The organism is Ihubacter sp. rT4E-8, from assembly GCF_049852125.1.
Classification (GTDB): domain Bacteria; phylum Bacillota; class Clostridia; order Peptostreptococcales; family Anaerovoracaceae; genus Senimuribacter.
This window is the reverse complement of record NZ_CP187532.1, coordinates 876,752-895,281: the sequence shown is the minus strand read 5'-3', so window position 1 is coordinate 895,281 and position 18,530 is coordinate 876,752. Positions and strand designations below refer to the sequence as shown.

The window sequence follows — 18,530 nt, the reverse complement described above, 5'->3', positions numbered from 1 at the left end:
TCTAATACTTTAGTATGCCTGCCCAAATACAGCCGCGATTTTACGCTGCATTTCTTCCTCTATCAATCCTTTCGCAGCGTCATAGGTCAATGCATGCACCACAAAATGATTTCCGTCCAACACATCGATCGTCACGGTTCCCGGCGTAAGGATAATAGAGTTGATCAGCATTGCCGTGGCAATCGGGTTATCAAACCTACAATCGAACTCAATAAGCTGCGGATCAACAGGCATTTTCCGTTTGACCACGATTTTTGCCACATCCAGACTGGCCTTTACAATTTCCACAAAGAGCCACAACCAATACCTGGCAAATCTCCACAGACTGATATCCAGCAAGCTGTAAGCATTTTGTTTCTTCTCGTTAAAAATCCACAGAGATTTAAGGCAAAGCCAGGAGATCACCCCCGCCGCCACAAGGCCTGTCAGCAAAAACTTCGCTTCTGTCTTGCCGGAGAGAAGTAACCACAATATATATAGTATGATCGTTACTTTTAACCAATATTTAGTCATTTCACATATATCCCCGTTTTTGTAAATACATTTTATTATACGGTAAAATTTGTTCTACGTCAATATTTTCACAAATAGTTGCAAAATTTTTTGACTATTTCGCATCTATTTTCAACATCATATTGAATTCTTTTTTGTGAACAGATGTTTACTTTTTGTTCGCAATATGATATACTTTAATAAATATAAAACGAACACAGATTCATTAAGGCAGGAGGCGTTATGGATAATTTAAAAGAAAGAGAACGTAAGATCTTAGAATTCATGAAAAACGAGGTCAAAACCAAAGGCTACCCTCCTACGGTCAGAGAAATCTGTGCGGCTATCGGTATCAAATCCACTTCTACGGCTCATAAGGATATAGCCAATCTGGTAAAGCACGGTTACTTAAAGAAAGATCCCTCTAAGCCGAGAGCGCTGATGGTAGTAGATTCCGAAAACGATATGGGAAGCTCCCGTCTTCACCATCAGGAAGAATCCCAAAATCGCGAAGATGTCATAGACGTTCCTGTTATCGGCCGAGTTGCCGCGGGTTCTCCTATCCTTGCAGAACAAAATGTTGAAGACTCTCTGCCTATACCTGCGCGTTATGCCGGCACAAGCAACTTTATGTTGCGTGTGCAAGGAGAGAGTATGGTTAATGTCGGCATTATGGACGGCGATTTAATCTTAGTAGAGGAACAGCACACCGCACGTAATGGTGAAATCGTTGTTGCCATGATCGATGGATTTGAAAGCGAGGCTACGGTCAAAACCTTCTACAAAGAAAACGGCCATATTCGTCTGCAGCCGGAAAACGATACCATGAGCCCAATCATCGTACAAGACGTTAAAATTCTAGGTAAAGTAAAAGGCGTATTTAGATACTTCAGTTAATATTTCAACGTTAAAAGCGTCCTGTCTAAACTGATATATATCCGGTTAGCAGGACGCTCTTTTTATAATGCTACGTATGTTCCGCATACTCCTCTCTCAATGATACTGGGGGGGCGCTATCCATGTCGTCTAGCTATCGCATCAATAAGCTTCGGATGCCTTTATCCAGCCCATCAACTGTCAGCTCAAACATGGGAAAAACTTCTCTAACCATCGAAATGGTCTTGCGGCCATAGGCCCATTCCCACCTCTCCTTCTTCATCGGATTCAGCCAGATGCACTTTTTATAATGCTGCAAGAATTTCCGCAGCCAGATAATGCCCGCCTCCTCATTGTAGCTATACCAATCCTGATTTCCGCCAGCCGCCAGAAGCTCGTAGGGCGACATCGCGGCATCTCCTACAAAAATTACCTTATACTCACTATCTAAATTTCCAAATACCCAGTCTGTATCCACCCAATCTCCCCTTCTACAGGCAGGCGTAGTGAAAAGCTGATCATACACACAGTTGTGAAAATAATAGGACTTTAAATCTTTCAGATGCGTCGCCTGATGCAGAGCTGAAAAAAGCTGATTTACCAATTGACTGTGTACTGACATAGAACCGCCTGAATCCAAAAGTAGGAGCAGCTTCACAGTATTTTTCCTGGGTTTCTCATATACAAGCTGCAATAATCCTCCATTTCCGCAGGTGGCGTCAATCGTTCCGTCTACATCCAGCTCCGTTCTTTCGCAATCCACTCTGGTAGAAAATTGGCGCAGCTTACGCAGCGCTACCTGAAATTGCCGGTTATCGAGAGAATCATCCTGCCTGAAATCTCGAAAATTACGCTCGCCTGCTACCTGCACTGCCGATCGATGACGACTGCTGCCGCCAACGCGAATCCCTGCCGGATTATAGCCTCCATGTCCCATCGGAGAAGTTCCTCCCGTTCCAATCCAGTAATTTCCACCGTCGTGCTTCTCATGCTGTTCTTTCAGACGATCCTTGAACATTTCCATCAATTCATCGAAACCATATTCTGCGGCCCAATCCGGTCTGTCTCCGAGATCACGCTCCAGTTCGCCTTCCGATAGCCACTGGATCAGCTCCTCAGGCAATTCAGAAATCGCTTCTACCCCTTGAAAATACTCGGCAAAGGCCATATCAAATTTATCATAATCCGACTCCGTCTTCACCAATATGTTTCGACAAAGATAATAAAACTCCATTAGTGAATTATTTGCCAACCCCTTATTGAGCGCATCTATAAGGCAAAGCCATTCATCTAAATAAACATGAACGCCTCTTTCCCTCAGCAGGTAAAAGAAATCAATAAACATTTCGATACCCTTTCACCGTATCGATGTCCTGATTCTTCTTCAACAATACGCCGATATACGGTATATGCTCTGTAATCTCGTTTATATCAATTCCGCTTACAGACAGCGCCTGAATCCAATCCAGCAGCTCCGATGTCGTCGGCTTTTTCTGTATCTGCTTCATCTTTCTGATATCATAAAAGGCATCCATAGCCGCCTCAACAAGCTTCCGGTCTATATCGCCGAAATGAACCCGAATGATCTCCTCCATCTTATCCCTCGAAGGAAAATCAATGTAATGAAAAATACACCGGCGCAAAAAAGCATCTGGCAGTTCCTTCTCCGCATTGGAGGTGATTATGACGGTTGGCCTGCATTTAGCACATATTGTCTCTTTCGTTTCATTGATGTAAAACTCCATCTTATCCAGTTCCCATAATAAGTCGTTGGGAAATTCCAAATCCGCCTTGTCTATTTCATCGATCAGTAGCACCACCTGCTCCTGAGCCCGAAAAGCTTCTCCCAGCTTTCCCAACCTAATGTAACGGCCGATATCCGCAACGTTTCCTTCACCGAACTGGCTGTCATAAAGACGCTGTACAGTATCATAAACATATAATCCCTCCTGCGCCTTCGTCGTAGATTTAATCCCCCATACAATCAGCTGCATGTTGAGAGATTCCGCAATCGCCTCCGCCAGCATTGTTTTTCCTGTACCCGGCTCCCCTTTAATCAAAAGAGGTTTTTCGAGGGTCATAGCCACGTTGACCGCGTTCATCAGCTCTCGCGATGCTACGTAACCATCACTGCCCGTAAACTTTTTCATGTTTTCTTTCCTCCATCAAAGTATATCTGTCGTACGTTCTCTACGCGCCCAAAACTAACGGCACCAGAATCGGTATGAGAAAAGCTTCTGCCATACCGATCGCAAACGAATATACAATAATCTCCTGCCTGGTTGCCCGTTCCACAATCGGCAGACAGATATCCATAGCCGCTACGCCCGGTAGCGATGTGATCTCAATATATCCGATGGATCTTGCCAAAGCAGGAATCAATACGATACCGGCAAGCTCCCGAAAAACATTATGCATAAAGGATACCGCTCCCGCGACTACGTGACCTGCGTTGGTGATAGAAACCGGCGCGAAAGTATACCAACCAAAACCGTAACTGACCGCCAGCGCCTCTCTTACAGTCAAATCGCCAAATAACAATCCAATTAAAACGCCGACTACTGTAGTTCCCAACAAAACAGCAACGGGAAACGCTAAAATTCTAGGGCCAACCTTTTTCAGCTGCTTTACTACAGTGCCCGATAAGCCCATGTCGATCCCGATAACATGGAGCAATATGCACAGACCAATCGTCATCATCAAACCTGTCACGCTGTCAAATGCAACTAAATCCGAAATTCTCTGCCGTACAATAAAATAGCCGGCTAAAAGACCTACAATAACAAAGATAATAATCAGCCAAGTCATAAGATTTGAGCTGCTGGCATCCTCTTTCGCCGCGTCCGGCACCGTATCTCCGGCCGCATCGTTGCCGCCGCAGGCGCCTTGCATATCCGGCGGACACTCTTTGCCCTTAAGATACCCATATTTATCCATTCTCAGCAATTTTCTAGTAAGTGTAACGGACAGAATGGCGCCAACCATAAGAAGGATGGTAATGATAAACGACTCTACGCCGATTGTTCCCAAATTATGTATGACTTCTTCATTTGAGCCCATACGGACTCCCATGAGCAGAACCAGTAACGATATGCAGATCAGCATAACGCCATTGATGAATCCCATTTTTTCCTGATAATTTCTCAATTTACTGCCTGCGAAATATCCAATCAGCATAACACCCCAATATAACGCTATGTATCCCATAAAGTCTCTCCTTCATAATTTTTCATATAGACATAGTGTACTCCAATCTTTGCTATTTTTCAATTGTAATTCCTTAAATGCACAGCAAACCTATGGAATATACCAGAGTGAGCAACAAAAAAGGTACTCTGCACGAATACCTTCCTTTCTAAAGACTACAACTTAAATCTACAGTGATTGATGAATCATATCGATCAGCTCATCAATATACTTTCCATAATCGGACAACGCTAACGCCCAATTAGCGAGGCATTCTTTGCCTTTCGGCGTAATAGAAAATATCCGTTTCGGTTTACCTGCGTCATCTGCTTCATCCAAATCCCATTTTGAGGTAAGCAAACCGGAGTTTTCCATCTTCTTCAAATACCGATATACCCCTGTTGCGTCGGGAACCTTATCCTCAAAGCGAGGAATCTTTCCGATTTCTTTCAAAATAGCAAAGCCGTGCATATCCCCGCCCTTTGCAAGAATACATAAGGTCAAGGGCTGCAGAAGTTTATCTAAATTTTTACCCTGGCAAGGGCAATCCATCTCTATATACATGATTTCTCCTCTTATTCTCTATGCTGCAAATCGCTGCCGTAGTGAGAATCAAAAAACGTCTTCGAGTATTTTTCCAATTTCCATTCGGGAACCTTGCACGCTTTGCACGGCTTAACGGCCCATTTATTTCGCAGCCATCTGGCGGCTCTGGAATTACGGGAGTTGTAGATACGAAGTGTTTCGCCGCAATGTGTAGTGATAACAGCATATTTCCCGCAAAGCTCAATGGTCTTAATTCCATGCAATACCCCGCTGCGTGCCGGCCAAAGCTTCATTTTATTTAACAGAACAAATAGTTCCACGTTCTTTCTATAGTATCTTTTCTTGCTGTCAGCCATCAGATATAGAACCTTCCTTCTAAGATCTCCTCTGAATACTTTGTGATCAAGCTCAGCATCTTAATGCCTACGGAGGATATAACGACAATTTCTGTTTTCTCATCTTGATCCCATGGACTTATAATTAAATTGTTAACGACGCCGCTGACCTCGACCGTGCCTTCCTCCGTATTTGCGAAGCCCTTAATCCGGTAGCTGTCTGCTGCAATAGCCTGAATAAACTGCACCAGCTTATCTTTCTCAACCGGTTGGTCGCTGCGCACAATGAAGGTAGTAGGACGGCTCTCATAAGTATTGGTCGTTTCCTCGCTTACTGCTACTGCCGGAGCGAAATGCTCTACAATATCCTGAATATTTACGTCGCAATGAGTAGCCGCGTAGATCTTTACCGCAGGGTTAATTTCAGCAACCTTTTCTGTTATCTCACAGAAAACCTCGTCATCGATGAGATCCATTTTATTCACGATAACGGCATTAGCATGTTTCACCTGCCGCTCTAACGCAGGCAGAATTTCCACAAGTTCCAAAAAGCTGACCCCGTCCGCAACGCAGATTGAGCCTTTGATCATCAGATTGTCATTGGTTTCTTTTCGAATGCCTGCTACAATGTCACCCATGTTAGATGGATCTGCCAAACCGGAAGCTTCAATAAACAGATATTCAATATCTGTTTTAGACATTTCAATCAGTCCGTCGACAAACTTGTCCTTGATACAGGCACAAAAAATAGAACCGTTTGATAGTTCTGCCATCGCGATACCATCTCTGCTGACCAGCTTCGCATCAATATTGATTTCACCAAATTCATTGATGATAACGCCGATCTTTCTGTCAGCGTAAGTATCCAGCAAGCGTTGCATCAAGGTTGTCTTGCCTGCGCCCAAAAACCCGCTCAGCAATACGATCTGGATCATATCCATTTCCTCCTCTGGCTATAAATTCCTTTTAAACTGCTAACAATCTTCAAAGAAATTGGATTGTTAGGGACTGTCGCGCAGAAAACAAAAAAGTTAACTGAAGCGACAGCCGCTTCATGGCGAGGTGCCCGGGAGTCTCACCCGGCTGCATGAATTTAGAGTCCATGTGATCCATACGATCCGCACCCCATATCATTGTCATTACGGCAACAAGCACTGTCCCAGCATAATTGCCGTGCCGATTTCCAGATTATCATGAACTGCACATTCCTCAAAGGCTGCTGCTGCCTCCGCGTCCATAGAATACGGCACGCCAGGACTTACATAGAGAATATCATCTGCAAGCAGCTCTCTTGTCAGCCATTCGCCTTCATTGGTGAAGTCCAATATATATGAATAATTCTTAATTTCTTCTTTTCTCGACAAGGTTCTGCCACTGAATCCCTCCACAGCCGTGCGATCCTTATCATACAGGTCAAATGCTACTCCCATATCATTTAATATGACCGCCGCTTCCTTGCCAACGATACCATAGCCGATCTGAAGCAATTTTTCTGTCCTCATATCCAGACCATGTTTTTTCATTAACGCCTGCATAACCTGAATGAAACCCAAAGCTGTCGCGTAATTATTATCGGAACAAGCGCCCTTCGCTATATTCACTGCCAAATAACGAGCATCATCAGCAAAAAACAGAATCTGACGGCCTGTTCTCACAGCATCGTAAATCCCATCCACATCAGTATGCTCCATGACGTCGGCTTTAAATCCCATCGACTGCACAATAGCGGCTACAGACTGACTGAAGCTTCCGATAATCCCTTCTCCCTGCGTAATGGGAATCACAGCTACGGAAACATTTTGCTGTGCGGCCAGATAATCCTCCGGAGAAATTCCGAAAGCATGCATGACAAGTCCAGACAGATCCATACCTGTTTTTAAACGAAGCTCACGGTTATAGTCTTCCATACCGTCCAACATATAAGTAATCCATTCTGTCCTGAGTCTGGTCACAGCTGCTTTCCTCCCTTTCTACACGATTACAATCAGCGATATTATCAAATGTGCAGAGGCTGCCCGTCGATAAAGGTGATGCTTCTGCCAAATTTTTTAATGGTTTTGCTCTTTGCTAAAGCCATAGTCAGGCGTTCAATGCCAAAACCAATTCCGACCCACGTATCGAAGACGCCCCACTGGCTGTCCAGAAAATGAGGTCCGTACGATCCCGAAGCAACCTCCAGGCCGTTGATCTCTATATCCACTGTAGAACCATAAACTGTAGATTCCTCTACGACCAATTCATACTCGTCCTCACCGACGCCCAAGGCTTCCATAGCGGATCTTGCCAGCCGTTTCAGTTCATCAACCTGCTGGCCGTCAGGAACCGCGGCCAGCTCCACACAATTCAGCATAGTAAACTCATTCATATGCTGCGCGCCCTGAGATTCCTTTCTGAAGCAGGAACCGATTTCAAAGATTTTCACCGGCTCGTTGGTAATTCTGTGAAGCTCACGCATAACCACATAAAGATTCGGCGCCAGCATCGGCCTGAGACAACGTTTTTTATCGAGCCAGAAAACCTGTTCAGATAAATGGTGAAACTCATCGATAGTCATCTTTGCCAACATATCTCTGGTAATAATAGTAGGCGTCACAACTTTCGTATAATCCTGATCGATAAGCCATTTTTCCAATGTACGTCCAACGGTTACACTATCAGTCATGTGCTTATCCATCAAAAGTTCTTTAATACGACCGCGACATGCCCTTACTAGATCCTTTTCTGCCTGGCGAAATACCAGATCCCGTTCAGTCTTATCAGTAAACTCCCTTTCTGTTAAAGACGAATCCCCACCCAGTTCTGAAATCCTCTCCAGCTGGGTTATCGTGAACTTCTCCATACTCCAAGTATCCTTTCCTGTTTCTGATAATATTGTACACTATCCAATATTCCCAGTCTAATATTATTTATAAGTTTTACGGTAATCTTTTTAGGTCAACGTTTACTTGCCTGCAGCGCTGCTCAAGTCTCTGCGCGCTTTCATCCCAGCACACGAAAATTCCGCGAAAGCTCGAACCTGCACCATCATAATCCGTCATAACGACCTGCGCGCTGCAGAAATTTTCCCTCAAAGCCAATGGTCTGGCTTCTGCCATCATGTGTTCCCCTTCCTGTACTATATGTCCGTCCTTACGGCGATAATGTTCGTAAACAGAATGACAAACCGGTGCAGTCAGCCTCGTTTGAAACTCCCCATGGCAAACAATGTCCGCTAACTCTCTGACATAATTCATGCCGGAGCATTTCAGAACAGCAATCGGAGTCTGACTTGGCAGCCGCGCGTCGATCTCCAGTACCTTCAAATCCTCTCCGTCGTCGATTACCTCCACATCCATGATACCGTGTAAATTTACCAGTTCAGCCAGCTTCCGGCCGATTTCATCAAAGCGTTTCTCCCCGGATTCCCCGACCAGACAAGGCGCTGTCACCTTACAGCAATCATAGACCTGATCCATATGAATCTGCGTAACGGCATACGTACGGTAATTCCCAGGCACGCCGATCACTTCAATAGAATAAGACGGTCCTTCTAAATACTCCTGAATCACCCATCCTTCCGGATATTCACAATCAGCAAGAAAATCCTCCACTGCCTGCTGTGAATCAGCCTTTCGAACCCCGGCAGAGCCGCTTTCCCCAGAAGGCTTAATAATATATGGAGCCTTCCCCTCCGGAAAATAGCGCGGAGCAGGAATACCATGATCATGCATCAAAGCGTCTGACGCTGCTTTAGATTTGGTGATATCATAGGCGTCAGGATCAAAGGCCAGCTTCAGATTTTTTTCTCTGCAAATGTTACAAACCGCTGTCAGCAGCTCATCATTTTCATTGCAAGGAAGCACCATATCCGCTTCTTCCATAGCAGCGATAACTTCCGGATCTCCTGCGATCACATCGCCGCACACAAACCGATCTGCCAGACCAGAAGCAGGTACGTCAGGATTACTATCGATCAAAATGCTCTCAAAACCCGCTTCCCTGGTAAGAAACACGGCTTCAGTTCCCTGCAATTTTCCGCCGATAATCGCGATCTTCATACGTCAATCCGCCTCCTTATCTGGCAGCCAGGAATGCACGGTATTCGTCTTTAGTAGCAATCCTCAAACCCATCCGTTCCAAAATCGCCGCCGCTTCTTCTACCGTACGGCCGCCCTCATCTACATCCATCGTATTATGGGCCACACCCATAAACCCGCTTTTCGGCGGAATAATAGATGTGATCAGATTTGCACCCGCATTGATGCGGTCTTCCAGTCCCTTTATACCGTCCACATCCAGTGACGCCGGAATCAATGCGTCAGGATACAGTAACCGCATCAGCGCGATGATCTTCAGTTCTTCCAAACGATCCGGCGATTTTACCTTCTCCATCGGACTGCCTTCCTGCGGAATAAAGCTCATAACCCGAACCTGCTTTGCTCCGATTTCTCCCATCATTTTCAATGAACGGACAATATCTGCCGGACCTTCTCCCACACCTGCAAGCAAACCTTCTTCAATATACATACCGCGATCTCTGGCATAGAGCTTCGCGTGCATCCGTTCATCATAGCTTTGACCAATTCTGAGCCTTTCAAAAAGCGCACGGTTATGTGTTTCCTGATAGAGCGCGTAAAAATCAGCTCCCGCTTCAGCAAACTTATCTATTACTGCATCATCAACCACACCCGGAGAGATCATAACAGGCGTTTGATACGTTTCCTTAATTGTCCGGATAATTCTGCAAACCGTCTCAAATTTCTCAGCGTGATACTGAGGATCTTCACCCATGGTCAAATCAATCAGATTGACGCCGGAATCGATCAAAGCCTTGGCCACAGCTAGAACATCTTCTTCATTCTTCCGATAGCGCTCTATATCATTGGATCTCCTGTAATAGCAGAAATTGCAATTATTACGGCAATATGTAGTAAAATACACGAAACCGTATGCAAAGATTTTATTGCCCTGCCGCTCCTGTCTCAGCTGTCTTGCTGCAGCAAACATCGCGGCAAGTTCCTCCGGATCCTCACATTCCAATAATCTTACTAATTCCTCTTCTGAAAAATCTTTTTTACCAAAATCCATCATGTTTTGCCTCCTTAGAACATCATAGCCGTCATATACTCGTCCTGAAAGTCTGATCGGCCTGCAAGCTCAATGTGTTCAATTTCCATTGCCGTTTTATCTGCGTTCTCTCTGCACCGTTGAGATAACAGAATCATAGACGCGCCGATGCCGGCGGCATTACCCAAAGAAACGATCCTTTCTTCACTGACCTTCGGCAGCAGTCCAATATGTATCGCGCTGGAATTACGGATATAGCTGCCGAAAGCTCCGGCAATGCTGACGGTTTCCAACGTATCCAGGGTCACGCCGATTTCTCCCATCATAATGGTAATACCCGCGGCGATAGCCGCCTTTGCCAGCTGTACCTCGCGCACGTCTTTCTGTGTGATTACAACATCACTTTTACCGTCAGGACTGAAATACAGCACGAAATCGTTAGTCTTGCCGTCCGGTCTGACGTGTTCAATAACCTTCTGACTTAGGCCCTTTTTCTCCAGCTTTTCCCTGGACAGCAGTCTGCCTGACTTGTCGACAATGCCCGTTCTAATCAACTCTCCCACGGCGTCAATAATGCCGGAACCGCAGATACCCACTGGCTCGCAGTCCCCAATCACGCCGATATCTACCCGATCCTCGCGAATATCCACAGTTTCAATCGCGCCTCTTGCCGCACGCATTCCCTGGCTGATGGAGCTTCCCTCAAAAGCTGGTCCCGCCGCAGTAGAACATGCCACAGCACGTCCGTTTCCTGTCAGCACGATCTCTCCGTTTGTTCCGATATCAATAAAAAGATGTCCTTTATCTCTGTCCATCAGATTCGTCGTAATGATACCCGCCGTAATGTCAGATCCAACATGTCCGGCAATATTAGGCGCTACGTACACCTCTGCTCTATCAAAGATTTTCAGTCCCAGATCTCTGGCTTCGGCAGACGCTGCTTCTGTAAACACTGGCGAAAACGGCGCCAGCGCCAGCTGCGCGGGATCAATTCCAAGGAACACATGACTCATAGTAGTATTGCCCACGACAGTCATCTGATAGATATTTCCACGGCAAATATGGTTCTCTGCTTCAAAATCATCGATAGCCTTATTAATGCAATCAATGACAGCCTTCTGCAAAACACCAAGATTGCCGTCCTTCTCACCAGCAAAGGTAATTCGGGAAATAACATCTGCCCCATAAGCTCCCTGCGGATTTGTCACAGCGGAAACATCTATCATAGTCCCGTTCGCGCAGTTCCACAGCATGACTACCGCCGTAGTCGTACCGATATCTACAGCCACCCCATAGTTGGCTTTCTCGGTATCCCCTTCCTCAACATCAATAATCAGTCCGTCTCTGTGGGTCAAGGTGATCAGATGATTCTCCTTTTTGCGCAATATCCGCGGCAGCTTTGCCAGCGCGTGATAGGTGAAAGACGCGCCCTCCCAGCCAAACGCAGACAATATGCGTTCCTCATCGCTTCTTTGATCCGCCAAAGTAGCTTTATTAAACCGTACGCATTGCTTTTCCACAGCAGTAAAAGGCTGAAAACCTTCCGGCAGGCGAATCAATTTCTTCTTTCTGGAAGCAGTCGTCTCTGCCTCAGCTACTTCAACCACCATGTTCTCTGTCACCGGCTGACAGCATGCTAAACGATAGCCTGCTTCGATATCTCGATCCGTCAGCTTATGATGATGATCCCGAATTTCAGATGCGTCTCCTTCCAGAATCTTTACTCTGCACTTTCCGCAGGTTCCCATTCCGGCACAGTTTCCGTCAATACTAACCCCAGCCTTTGCTGCTGCCTGTAATATTGTCTCGCCTTCTTCTGATTCCCATGTGATATTCTGTGGTAAAAACGTGATCTTCATGCTTCCTCCTTCATCTTTGCTTTTATCGCGCAGAACTGACATCCATCAGCGTTGCCATAGCACTGCATACAGCTTGGCTCTGCTTTGACGTCCGCTCTGTTATATACAAGGTAAAATCCAGCGCAGGTCTTTTGCGGAATCATCAGTCCGCTCTCCTTTACCCTCACGCCGATAGACGAGGCGTCCAAAATGGAAGCGAACTTCCTGGTTTCAATGACCGGCATTCCGAAATAGCCTGGTCCAAATTCTTCTGAAAGATATACTTGCTTATCAGAAAAACGCGCCTCCATATCTTTCTGAATATGCTGTTCTGTCAGTATCTGAATTCCCGTGTCCACATAATTCGTTCCCCAGATATCAGCATACAGAAAATCCATAATATTCTCCTCACTTGAAAACAAGCATTCACCTGCTGTCAACATATAAAAGTAAATTCCTTCTACTGCCGTCTTTGGAACCTGCGCAAAATAGTTACAAGTTATCTGCACATCATCAATAACGACGCCGTTATCACTGAAATGCTCCGGTCCATAAAAAGAAATCAACGCCTTAATGCCGATACCTGCGATACCGTCCTCTCGAACCTTAAGACCCATTTTCATCATACGCTGATGTTTCTCCCGCTCCAGATCAAACCCGCAGGTTTGAATAAATCTTTTTTCAGCAAGAGAACGCGCGGCAGCCTCATCGATAAAAATCTTCTTATTCTTCATAAGTAACCTCTCATTTGCTTTTTTTCACTCTTTCCATGAATGGAAAACAAGGTGACAAAACCCTGCGGCCTGCCACCTTTTGTTTACCAGATATATTCTTTGGCTTATTTCTTAGCCTTTGCTTCTTTAACTGCCTCGATCAATTCTTCTTTAGATGGGATGATGGAGATGTATTTCTGCTCACCATCGATGCACATAGTCGGCAGGTTAGCGATGCCCATCTTTCTTGTTCTGGCGATATCGTCCTTGATAAAGTATTTGTATACTCTGTACTCAGCCATATCCTTCAGATCATCCCAGTTATCCTCTACAGAAGCCAGCATGTATGTGCACGCCGCGCACTGTTCAGGGTCCAGAAGGAAGCACTCGATGAGTACCTTATCCATCGCTTTATAGTCAGGAATCTCTACATTGGAATCATCGATAACAGTTTCATAGTTCTTGATCAGCTCTCTGGTGCTGTCAGGATTCTTAACTGCCTGTGCGCAAGCGATTGTATTTTCAATCGGCGTGTCATACGGCATATCGCATCCCGGAGCGATAATCAGATTCTTATGATTCTCAATAGAGTCGATCAAATCGATAACGCCCTTCATGTTATCTTCCTGATTACCATGCAACATCGTAGTTGTAAGAGGAATATTACCACCCATTACGATATTGTATTCATCAGTAATTTTCTTAGCTTCCGGAAGGTTAACATTTTCGTCAACAGAAACACCGTCCGGTCCCATTTTGCACATTACTTCGATCTGCTTAGTAGCGTTGCCGCATACGAAGAAGGATGAGAACGCGCCTCTGGATCTTACATAATCAAATACAGCTTTAAATCCTTCAGACAACATCTTTTCGATGTGCTTTGGGGATACCTGGGAAACCAGCGGGTCAACGACTGCAATTACATCCATACCTGCATCGATGTACATCTTAGACATAGCGATTGCAACCTGCGCGCAATAGTTTACCAATTCTTTTACGTAGTTAGAATCGGATACCATGTCCATGAAGATATCAGTACCTCTCAAGTGAGAAGCTAAAGTAAACGGTCCGCAGATCAGTCCGTACAGAGCTGTTTCTTCACCAATCGCCTCTTTCACTCTTCTCATTGCAGATAAAATCATCGGTAGTCTACCGGATTCTTCCGTCGGAATCTTGCAATTGCAAGGGATTGTCTTCTCTGCTGCCAGAGGATGGCTCTTAACTGACGGTGGATTGTTTTCTGCCCACATCAGGTCGCATCCCAGGATTTCCGCTTCAACCTGCAGGTCGAAGATGATAGGAAGTCCATCCGGCGTATATAATTTATTTGCTTCCAGCAAACATTCTACTAATTTGTCTTCGTCTCTTAAAACTTCCTCAGCTGTATAGCCTTTCAGTTTTCCTACATGGACGCCCGCAAACGGCACCCAAGGGAGTTCTTTTGTTTCTTCATGTCTCAGTGTCTGGAAAATAAGTTCTTTGCCCATTGTTATTTCCTCCAATACTTTACACTTTTATTTCTTATACTTTTTCTCGATCAGCTCCAACGCAACCTTTACTGCATCTATAGCATCCTCGCTGTAACCACTGGCGCCGATTTTTCTTGCCCATCTCGGTGTGCATGGAGCGCCGCCGACCATTGTAAGAAAGCTCTCTTTCTCTCCGCTTTCATTTAGAAGCTTTTCCAGCCTTCTCTGTTCCGACATTGTAGAGGTCAGCAACGCACTGGTACCGATAATATCCGCATTGTGTTCTTTTGCCTTCTGTAATATCATCTCCACAGGAACCTCGCATCCAAGGTCGATAACCTCAAAACCCGCGTTCCTCAGTGTAGATGCAACAATACCTTTACCTATGTCGTGTACGTCTCCGGCCACGGTAGCCAGAATGACGGTTCCTTTCTTCTCCAGAATCGGATACCCTTCCTCATCCTCGTTAAGATATTGTAGGATGGTGTTCGTCACGTTCTTCATCACTTCAGCTGCATAAATTAGCTCCGGAAGTGATAAAAGGCCTACATCGAACCGGTCTCCGATTTCGTCATTGCCAGCACCAAATCCGGACAGCAAAAGTTCCAAAAGATCAAAGTTCTCTTTCTTTGCTTCTTCAATGATACGAAGTGCCTTTTCCTCATCGGCATCGACAATCGCTTCTTTTGCTCGCCTGTATAGTTCTTGCTTATCCAAATTCGTGCCTCCTTCACTGAATCATTACAATAGAATCCTTCTTTATTTTATCATAAGATTACAGTGTTGGCTATTTCTTTTTGTATGAAAATACGAACTGCTTCATATTTCCTATATTCCTTTTTCCTCAAAAGAGGATCGTCTACTCATAAAACTCACACTTATTAAAAGATTCAGTAATTTCTTGTTTAATAATATGGAATAGGCCTACTCCTTGCAAACCTATTCCATTTTATTTGTTTCATAATTTTGAGTTTGTTCTGACCTAAGCAGTTTCTTTTTCACACAGCCTACTCCTTGCAGGCTGCGCATCTAAAATACTCCTGATTATTTCAGACCTGCTCTTTCCTTGAATCTTTCAACAGAATTGATCTTGATTCCGAGAACCTCAGCGATTCTGAACTTAGCCGCCATACCGTTGTTTTCCTCTGCGCAAGGCTCAACGTGTGTCAGACCAAGACCTAAATCCGTTCTCTTGTCAGTCATCGTCACGATGTCATGTAATTCATCGAGAGATACACCGAGTTTTTCAGCTACATACGCTTTGGCTTCGTCGATTTTCATCTTTTCAGCAAGCTGCATACGTAATACCAGATCTCCGGCAGTACGAACGCCGCCCATACCAGCACAAATGGAGTGTGTAGCTTCAGCGCCTACAGGATCACCTACGCCTACCTAGAACCCGTCCACTTTTCCGATTTCAACTAAAGCCTTATCAGCTCTGGAAATCATATCGCTTGGCATATTTTCTACCATCGGAACGCCGCATACACCCATACCAACGTTTGCGTGTACCGGAATGTTTGCTACAGCAGTACAAGCTTTGATGAAAGTACATACTCTTGCAATGTTCCAAGGGAAGGTCTTGTTGCAGTTTGTGTTTACAACTGCACCGAAGATGCTTGCGCCAGCTTTTTCTACCAGTTTAACCTGGTCATGCGGATAGAGTCCAGCCAGTCTCTTACCATCGTATTTCAGTCTGCCATGCATACCCAGTACGAATTCACCGGCCATACCAATTTCAACACCCATTTCAGGGAACTGTTTTTTAATTTCTTCACAGGCTTCAAGAGCAGCCAGGAAGTCCGCGTCTCCGGCAGCGCCAGAAGTATCTAAGTTGATACCGTCAGCTCCAACATCGTACATCTGTTTTGCAACGTATACGATATCCTTTACTGCATGCGGAATTGCTTCTTCCTGTGCAGTCATGGCTTCTTTAATTTTGCCTTCTGGAAGCAGCTCAGCCCAGTTTTCTACAGGACCATCCGGTTTTGTGTAGAAACCAAGGTTTGTCATAGCGCCGTAGAACAGCGGCATTGTGCTGATGTTCAGCGCCTGCTTCAGGGCGCCAGCTTCACGCTGCGCAACGCCTTTTGCAGTCTTGTAGTTGTAGTCGGAGTTACCAACGTCTACAGAGTCAACACCCAGACATCTTTCGTAAATGAGAACCTCATTGTCCTTTACGATAGGAATCTGGCTCTTGATGTTTAATTTGTAAGCGCCGGAGTCATTGGTCAGTACAATCTGTTTTCCAGGTTCTACGCCAACGATACTGCCCGGCATTGTGATGATATCGTAAAGATGCTCGACTTCTTCATCAGTAAGAGGGTCAATTTTGCCTCTCTTTACAGCATCAGCAATACCTTCAGCCATGTCCGCACGGATTTCGGCTTCTGTCATGTATACGACGGAACCGTCACCCATACGGGTAAAGTATTTCTTTTCTTCAGCCATATCGTATCCTTCCTTTCTCTTGATATTTATTTGAAAAAAATTTTAACGTGAGATTAGTGTTTCTTCGCTTCAAACTTAGCTAATTCTTCAGCTTCTTCTTCGCCTTCCACTACGATGTCATGAATCCTCTTCTTCACATCTTCAGGAAGCGGTTCCGGCTTGTAATTTTCTAAGATGTCGATTGCCTTCGCTCTGGTAGCTTCGGTCATCGTCATAGCGCCTTTCTTTTCCCAGGTTTCTCTCTGTGTACGGTCGATGTACTGTGTCGTAGACAGTTCCTGTCTCATGTACTTTCTGGTATGCTTATGTGCTAAGTAATTGTTAGCAGGTCCTACTGCTTTAATTACGTCAAGCGCCATTGTATCCTGATTTACAGGAATTCCCTGCAGAATTCTTCTGGTCATTCTTACGATTTCTGCATCAGTCAACAGCTGCTCATAGCTCATGGTCATACCCATTTCCATCATACCCATACCATAGATGACGTTGCTTCCTGTCAGTGCAGGCAGCATGTTAGTCATGGTCTTTTCATGTCCTAACTGAACGTCGAAGCACTTACCGTCAGCCTACGTGCCGCCTACATTGGTAGGAATGCCGTAGTAGTGACCCAGCTGTCCTACTGCTGCAGAACACATTGCGTGCTCAGGCGCACCGACTGGAGACTGTGCAGTCTTCATATCCATGATAGTCGTGGAAGATCCGTAGAGAATCTTGTTGCCAGGGTTTACAATCTGTGCTAAAACGATACCGCCCAGGATTTCTGCGTTGGTGCAAACCAGTGTACCTGCAAGAGTTGCCGGTGTGGTAGCGCCGCAAAGCCCCATGGACAGAATGTCGATTGGCAGACCGTGTCTAGCGGACAGAATGATGATGCTGGTTTCATTTTCATTGATTTCCAGCGGGCTGTTCGGGCAAGCGCCCATCGCAACGATCGGTCTTTCTCTCAGCTTATCATAACCGCCCTGAATGGCTGCAGCCATGTCGATAAATCTCTGTGTATTCTTTACACCCTCAAGGTCGTGCGCAAAGTTCTTAGTCAAGTTGTTGAATACAACTTCTGCTTCGTGCAGGGAACGAACCTTCTGGTTTACATCACCTGCTGTTACAGCGATAGAGAATACGTCGATTTCAGGAATCGCGTCGATGAATCTTGCTACATTTCCCAGGTCTTCTTTGGTGGATTCTCTCAGTTCTCCTGTGTAAGGGTCAAAGATGAATACGCCTGTACCGAAGTTCTTGTACGCAACTTTCTTGCCGCCGATCAAAGTATCTTTGTCCGGGGTTCTTCCGCAGAGGGTGAACTCTGCAGGACATTTTTCGATTGCGTCGTTTACCAGGTTTCTTGGGAATTTTACTCTGTCATTTTCGTAATCAACTTCACAGCCAGCGCCGGCTAAGATGTCTAACGCTTCTTTTCCATGCATCTGAAGGCCGTAGTCTTCCATCAGCTGGAGGGTCGCTTCGTGAAGTGCGTCTAAATCATCATTGGATAAAATATTATATCCTGTGATGTCAGTTTCGTGGATAAATTTACCCATCTCACTTACCTCCAATATTTATTCAGTTGCTATCAATTAC

The 18,530-nt window shown here is 45.3% G+C and carries 16 protein-coding genes and 2 pseudogenes; 1 reads left to right on the top strand and 17 read right to left on the bottom strand.

Features of this window, described 5'->3' with window-relative positions:
• Positions 1-9: 9 nt before the first annotated feature.
• Positions 10-513: a Na+/H+ antiporter subunit E gene (locus ACPW7J_RS04405; protein ID WP_425756836.1), complete on the bottom strand. Its 504-nt coding sequence runs from the start codon at positions 511-513 to the stop codon at positions 10-12.
• 222 nt (positions 514-735) lie between these two features.
• On the opposite strand from ACPW7J_RS04405, the gene lexA reads away from it, so the two are divergent.
• Positions 736-1,389 carry a transcriptional repressor LexA gene (gene lexA / locus ACPW7J_RS04400; protein WP_425756834.1) on the top strand — a complete coding sequence of 218 codons (654 nt, stop codon included), beginning with the start codon at positions 736-738 and terminating at the stop codon, positions 1,387-1,389.
• A gap of 133 nt (positions 1,390-1,522) precedes the next feature.
• Here lexA and ACPW7J_RS04395 read toward each other — a convergent pair whose 3' ends face one another.
• From ACPW7J_RS04395 to mttB, 16 genes and pseudogenes are all read right to left on the bottom strand, one after another.
• Entirely contained in the window at positions 1,523-2,569 is a 1,047-nt protein-coding gene (locus tag ACPW7J_RS04395; protein WP_425756832.1) for a vWA domain-containing protein, read from the bottom strand.
• 133 nt (positions 2,570-2,702) lie between these two features.
• Positions 2,703-3,518, bottom strand: a complete 816-nt coding sequence (locus ACPW7J_RS04390) for an AAA family ATPase (protein WP_161873745.1) — start codon at positions 3,516-3,518, stop codon at positions 2,703-2,705.
• A 40-nt stretch (positions 3,519-3,558) separates the two neighbouring features.
• Complete coding sequence (locus ACPW7J_RS04385) at positions 3,559-4,575, bottom strand: lysine exporter LysO family protein (RefSeq protein ID WP_425756830.1); 1,017 nt, start codon at positions 4,573-4,575, stop codon at positions 3,559-3,561.
• 168 nt (positions 4,576-4,743) lie between these two features.
• Positions 4,744-5,118, bottom strand: coding sequence for a helix-turn-helix transcriptional regulator (locus tag ACPW7J_RS04380; RefSeq protein ID WP_161873743.1), 375 nt, complete (start codon positions 5,116-5,118; stop codon positions 4,744-4,746).
• Between the two features lie 11 nt (positions 5,119-5,129).
• Entirely contained in the window at positions 5,130-5,456 is a 327-nt protein-coding gene (gene pylSn, locus ACPW7J_RS04375; protein ID WP_425756828.1) for a pyrrolysine--tRNA(Pyl) ligase small subunit, read from the bottom strand.
• Positions 5,456-6,370, bottom strand: a complete 915-nt coding sequence (locus tag ACPW7J_RS04370; protein ID WP_161873741.1) for a CobW family GTP-binding protein — start codon at positions 6,368-6,370, stop codon at positions 5,456-5,458. The genes pylSn and ACPW7J_RS04370 overlap by 1 nt, the downstream gene beginning before the upstream one ends.
• A 204-nt stretch (positions 6,371-6,574) precedes the next feature.
• On the bottom strand, positions 6,575-7,387 hold the full coding sequence (gene pylD / locus ACPW7J_RS04365) for a 3-methylornithyl-N6-L-lysine dehydrogenase PylD (protein WP_425756826.1): 813 nt from the start codon (positions 7,385-7,387) through the stop codon (positions 6,575-6,577).
• 44 nt (positions 7,388-7,431) lie between these two features.
• The gene (pylSc, locus tag ACPW7J_RS04360) at positions 7,432-8,274 is read right to left on the bottom strand and encodes a pyrrolysine--tRNA(Pyl) ligase large subunit (protein WP_425756824.1); all 843 of its coding nucleotides are present in this window, start codon (positions 8,272-8,274) and stop codon (positions 7,432-7,434) included.
• 76 nt (positions 8,275-8,350) lie between these two features.
• The gene (gene pylC, locus ACPW7J_RS04355; protein ID WP_425756822.1) at positions 8,351-9,472 is read right to left on the bottom strand and encodes a 3-methylornithine--L-lysine ligase PylC; all 1,122 of its coding nucleotides are present in this window, start codon (positions 9,470-9,472) and stop codon (positions 8,351-8,353) included.
• A gap of 16 nt (positions 9,473-9,488) precedes the next feature.
• Complete coding sequence (gene pylB / locus ACPW7J_RS04350) at positions 9,489-10,505, bottom strand: methylornithine synthase PylB (protein ID WP_425756820.1); 1,017 nt, start codon at positions 10,503-10,505, stop codon at positions 9,489-9,491.
• A gap of 11 nt (positions 10,506-10,516) precedes the next feature.
• Positions 10,517-12,340 carry an ASKHA domain-containing protein gene (locus ACPW7J_RS04345; RefSeq protein ID WP_425756819.1) on the bottom strand — a complete coding sequence of 608 codons (1,824 nt, stop codon included), beginning with the start codon at positions 12,338-12,340 and terminating at the stop codon, positions 10,517-10,519.
• Positions 12,337-13,053: a hypothetical protein gene (locus ACPW7J_RS04340; protein ID WP_425756817.1), complete on the bottom strand. Its 717-nt coding sequence runs from the start codon at positions 13,051-13,053 to the stop codon at positions 12,337-12,339. The genes ACPW7J_RS04345 and ACPW7J_RS04340 overlap by 4 nt, the downstream gene beginning before the upstream one ends.
• 104 nt (positions 13,054-13,157) lie before the next feature.
• Positions 13,158-14,519 carry a uroporphyrinogen decarboxylase family protein gene (locus tag ACPW7J_RS04335; protein ID WP_161873734.1) on the bottom strand — a complete coding sequence of 454 codons (1,362 nt, stop codon included), beginning with the start codon at positions 14,517-14,519 and terminating at the stop codon, positions 13,158-13,160.
• 27 nt (positions 14,520-14,546) lie between these two features.
• A complete protein-coding gene (locus ACPW7J_RS04330; protein ID WP_161873733.1) occupies positions 14,547-15,218 on the bottom strand; it encodes a cobalamin-dependent protein in 672 nt (223 codons plus the stop codon).
• Positions 15,219-15,545: 327 nt separating this feature from the next.
• A pseudogene (gene mtbB / locus ACPW7J_RS04325) lies at positions 15,546-16,898 on the bottom strand ([dimethylamine--corrinoid protein] Co-methyltransferase).
• A gap of 107 nt (positions 16,899-17,005) precedes the next feature.
• Positions 17,006-18,490 (bottom strand): annotated as a pseudogene (mttB, locus tag ACPW7J_RS04320) ([trimethylamine--corrinoid protein] Co-methyltransferase).
• Between the last annotated feature and the right edge of the window lie 40 nt (positions 18,491-18,530).

Bases quoted from the DNA above. Each gene is read 5' to 3' on its own strand.
- ACPW7J_RS04370 (WP_161873741.1), bottom strand. From the start codon at position 6,370: ATGATCCAGATCGTATTGCTGAGCGGGTTTTTGGGCGCAGGCAAGACA.
- pylC (WP_425756822.1), bottom strand. From the start codon at position 9,472: ATGAAGATCGCGATTATCGGCGGAAAATTGCAGGGAACTGAAGCCGTG.
- ACPW7J_RS04405 (WP_425756836.1), bottom strand. From the start codon at position 513: ATGACTAAATATTGGTTAAAAGTAACGATCATACTATATATATTGTGG.
- lexA (WP_425756834.1), top strand. From the start codon at position 736: ATGGATAATTTAAAAGAAAGAGAACGTAAGATCTTAGAATTCATGAAA.
- pylSc (WP_425756824.1), bottom strand. From the start codon at position 8,274: ATGGAGAAGTTCACGATAACCCAGCTGGAGAGGATTTCAGAACTGGGT.
- ACPW7J_RS04340 (WP_425756817.1), bottom strand. From the start codon at position 13,053: ATGAAGAATAAGAAGATTTTTATCGATGAGGCTGCCGCGCGTTCTCTT.
- ACPW7J_RS04380 (WP_161873743.1), bottom strand. From the start codon at position 5,118: ATGTATATAGAGATGGATTGCCCTTGCCAGGGTAAAAATTTAGATAAA.
- ACPW7J_RS04335 (WP_161873734.1), bottom strand. From the start codon at position 14,519: ATGGGCAAAGAACTTATTTTCCAGACACTGAGACATGAAGAAACAAAA.
- pylB (WP_425756820.1), bottom strand. From the start codon at position 10,505: ATGATGGATTTTGGTAAAAAAGATTTTTCAGAAGAGGAATTAGTAAGA.
- ACPW7J_RS04345 (WP_425756819.1), bottom strand. From the start codon at position 12,340: ATGAAGATCACGTTTTTACCACAGAATATCACATGGGAATCAGAAGAA.
- ACPW7J_RS04385 (WP_425756830.1), bottom strand. From the start codon at position 4,575: ATGGGATACATAGCGTTATATTGGGGTGTTATGCTGATTGGATATTTC.
- ACPW7J_RS04390 (WP_161873745.1), bottom strand. From the start codon at position 3,518: ATGAAAAAGTTTACGGGCAGTGATGGTTACGTAGCATCGCGAGAGCTG.
- pylSn (WP_425756828.1), bottom strand. From the start codon at position 5,456: ATGGCTGACAGCAAGAAAAGATACTATAGAAAGAACGTGGAACTATTT.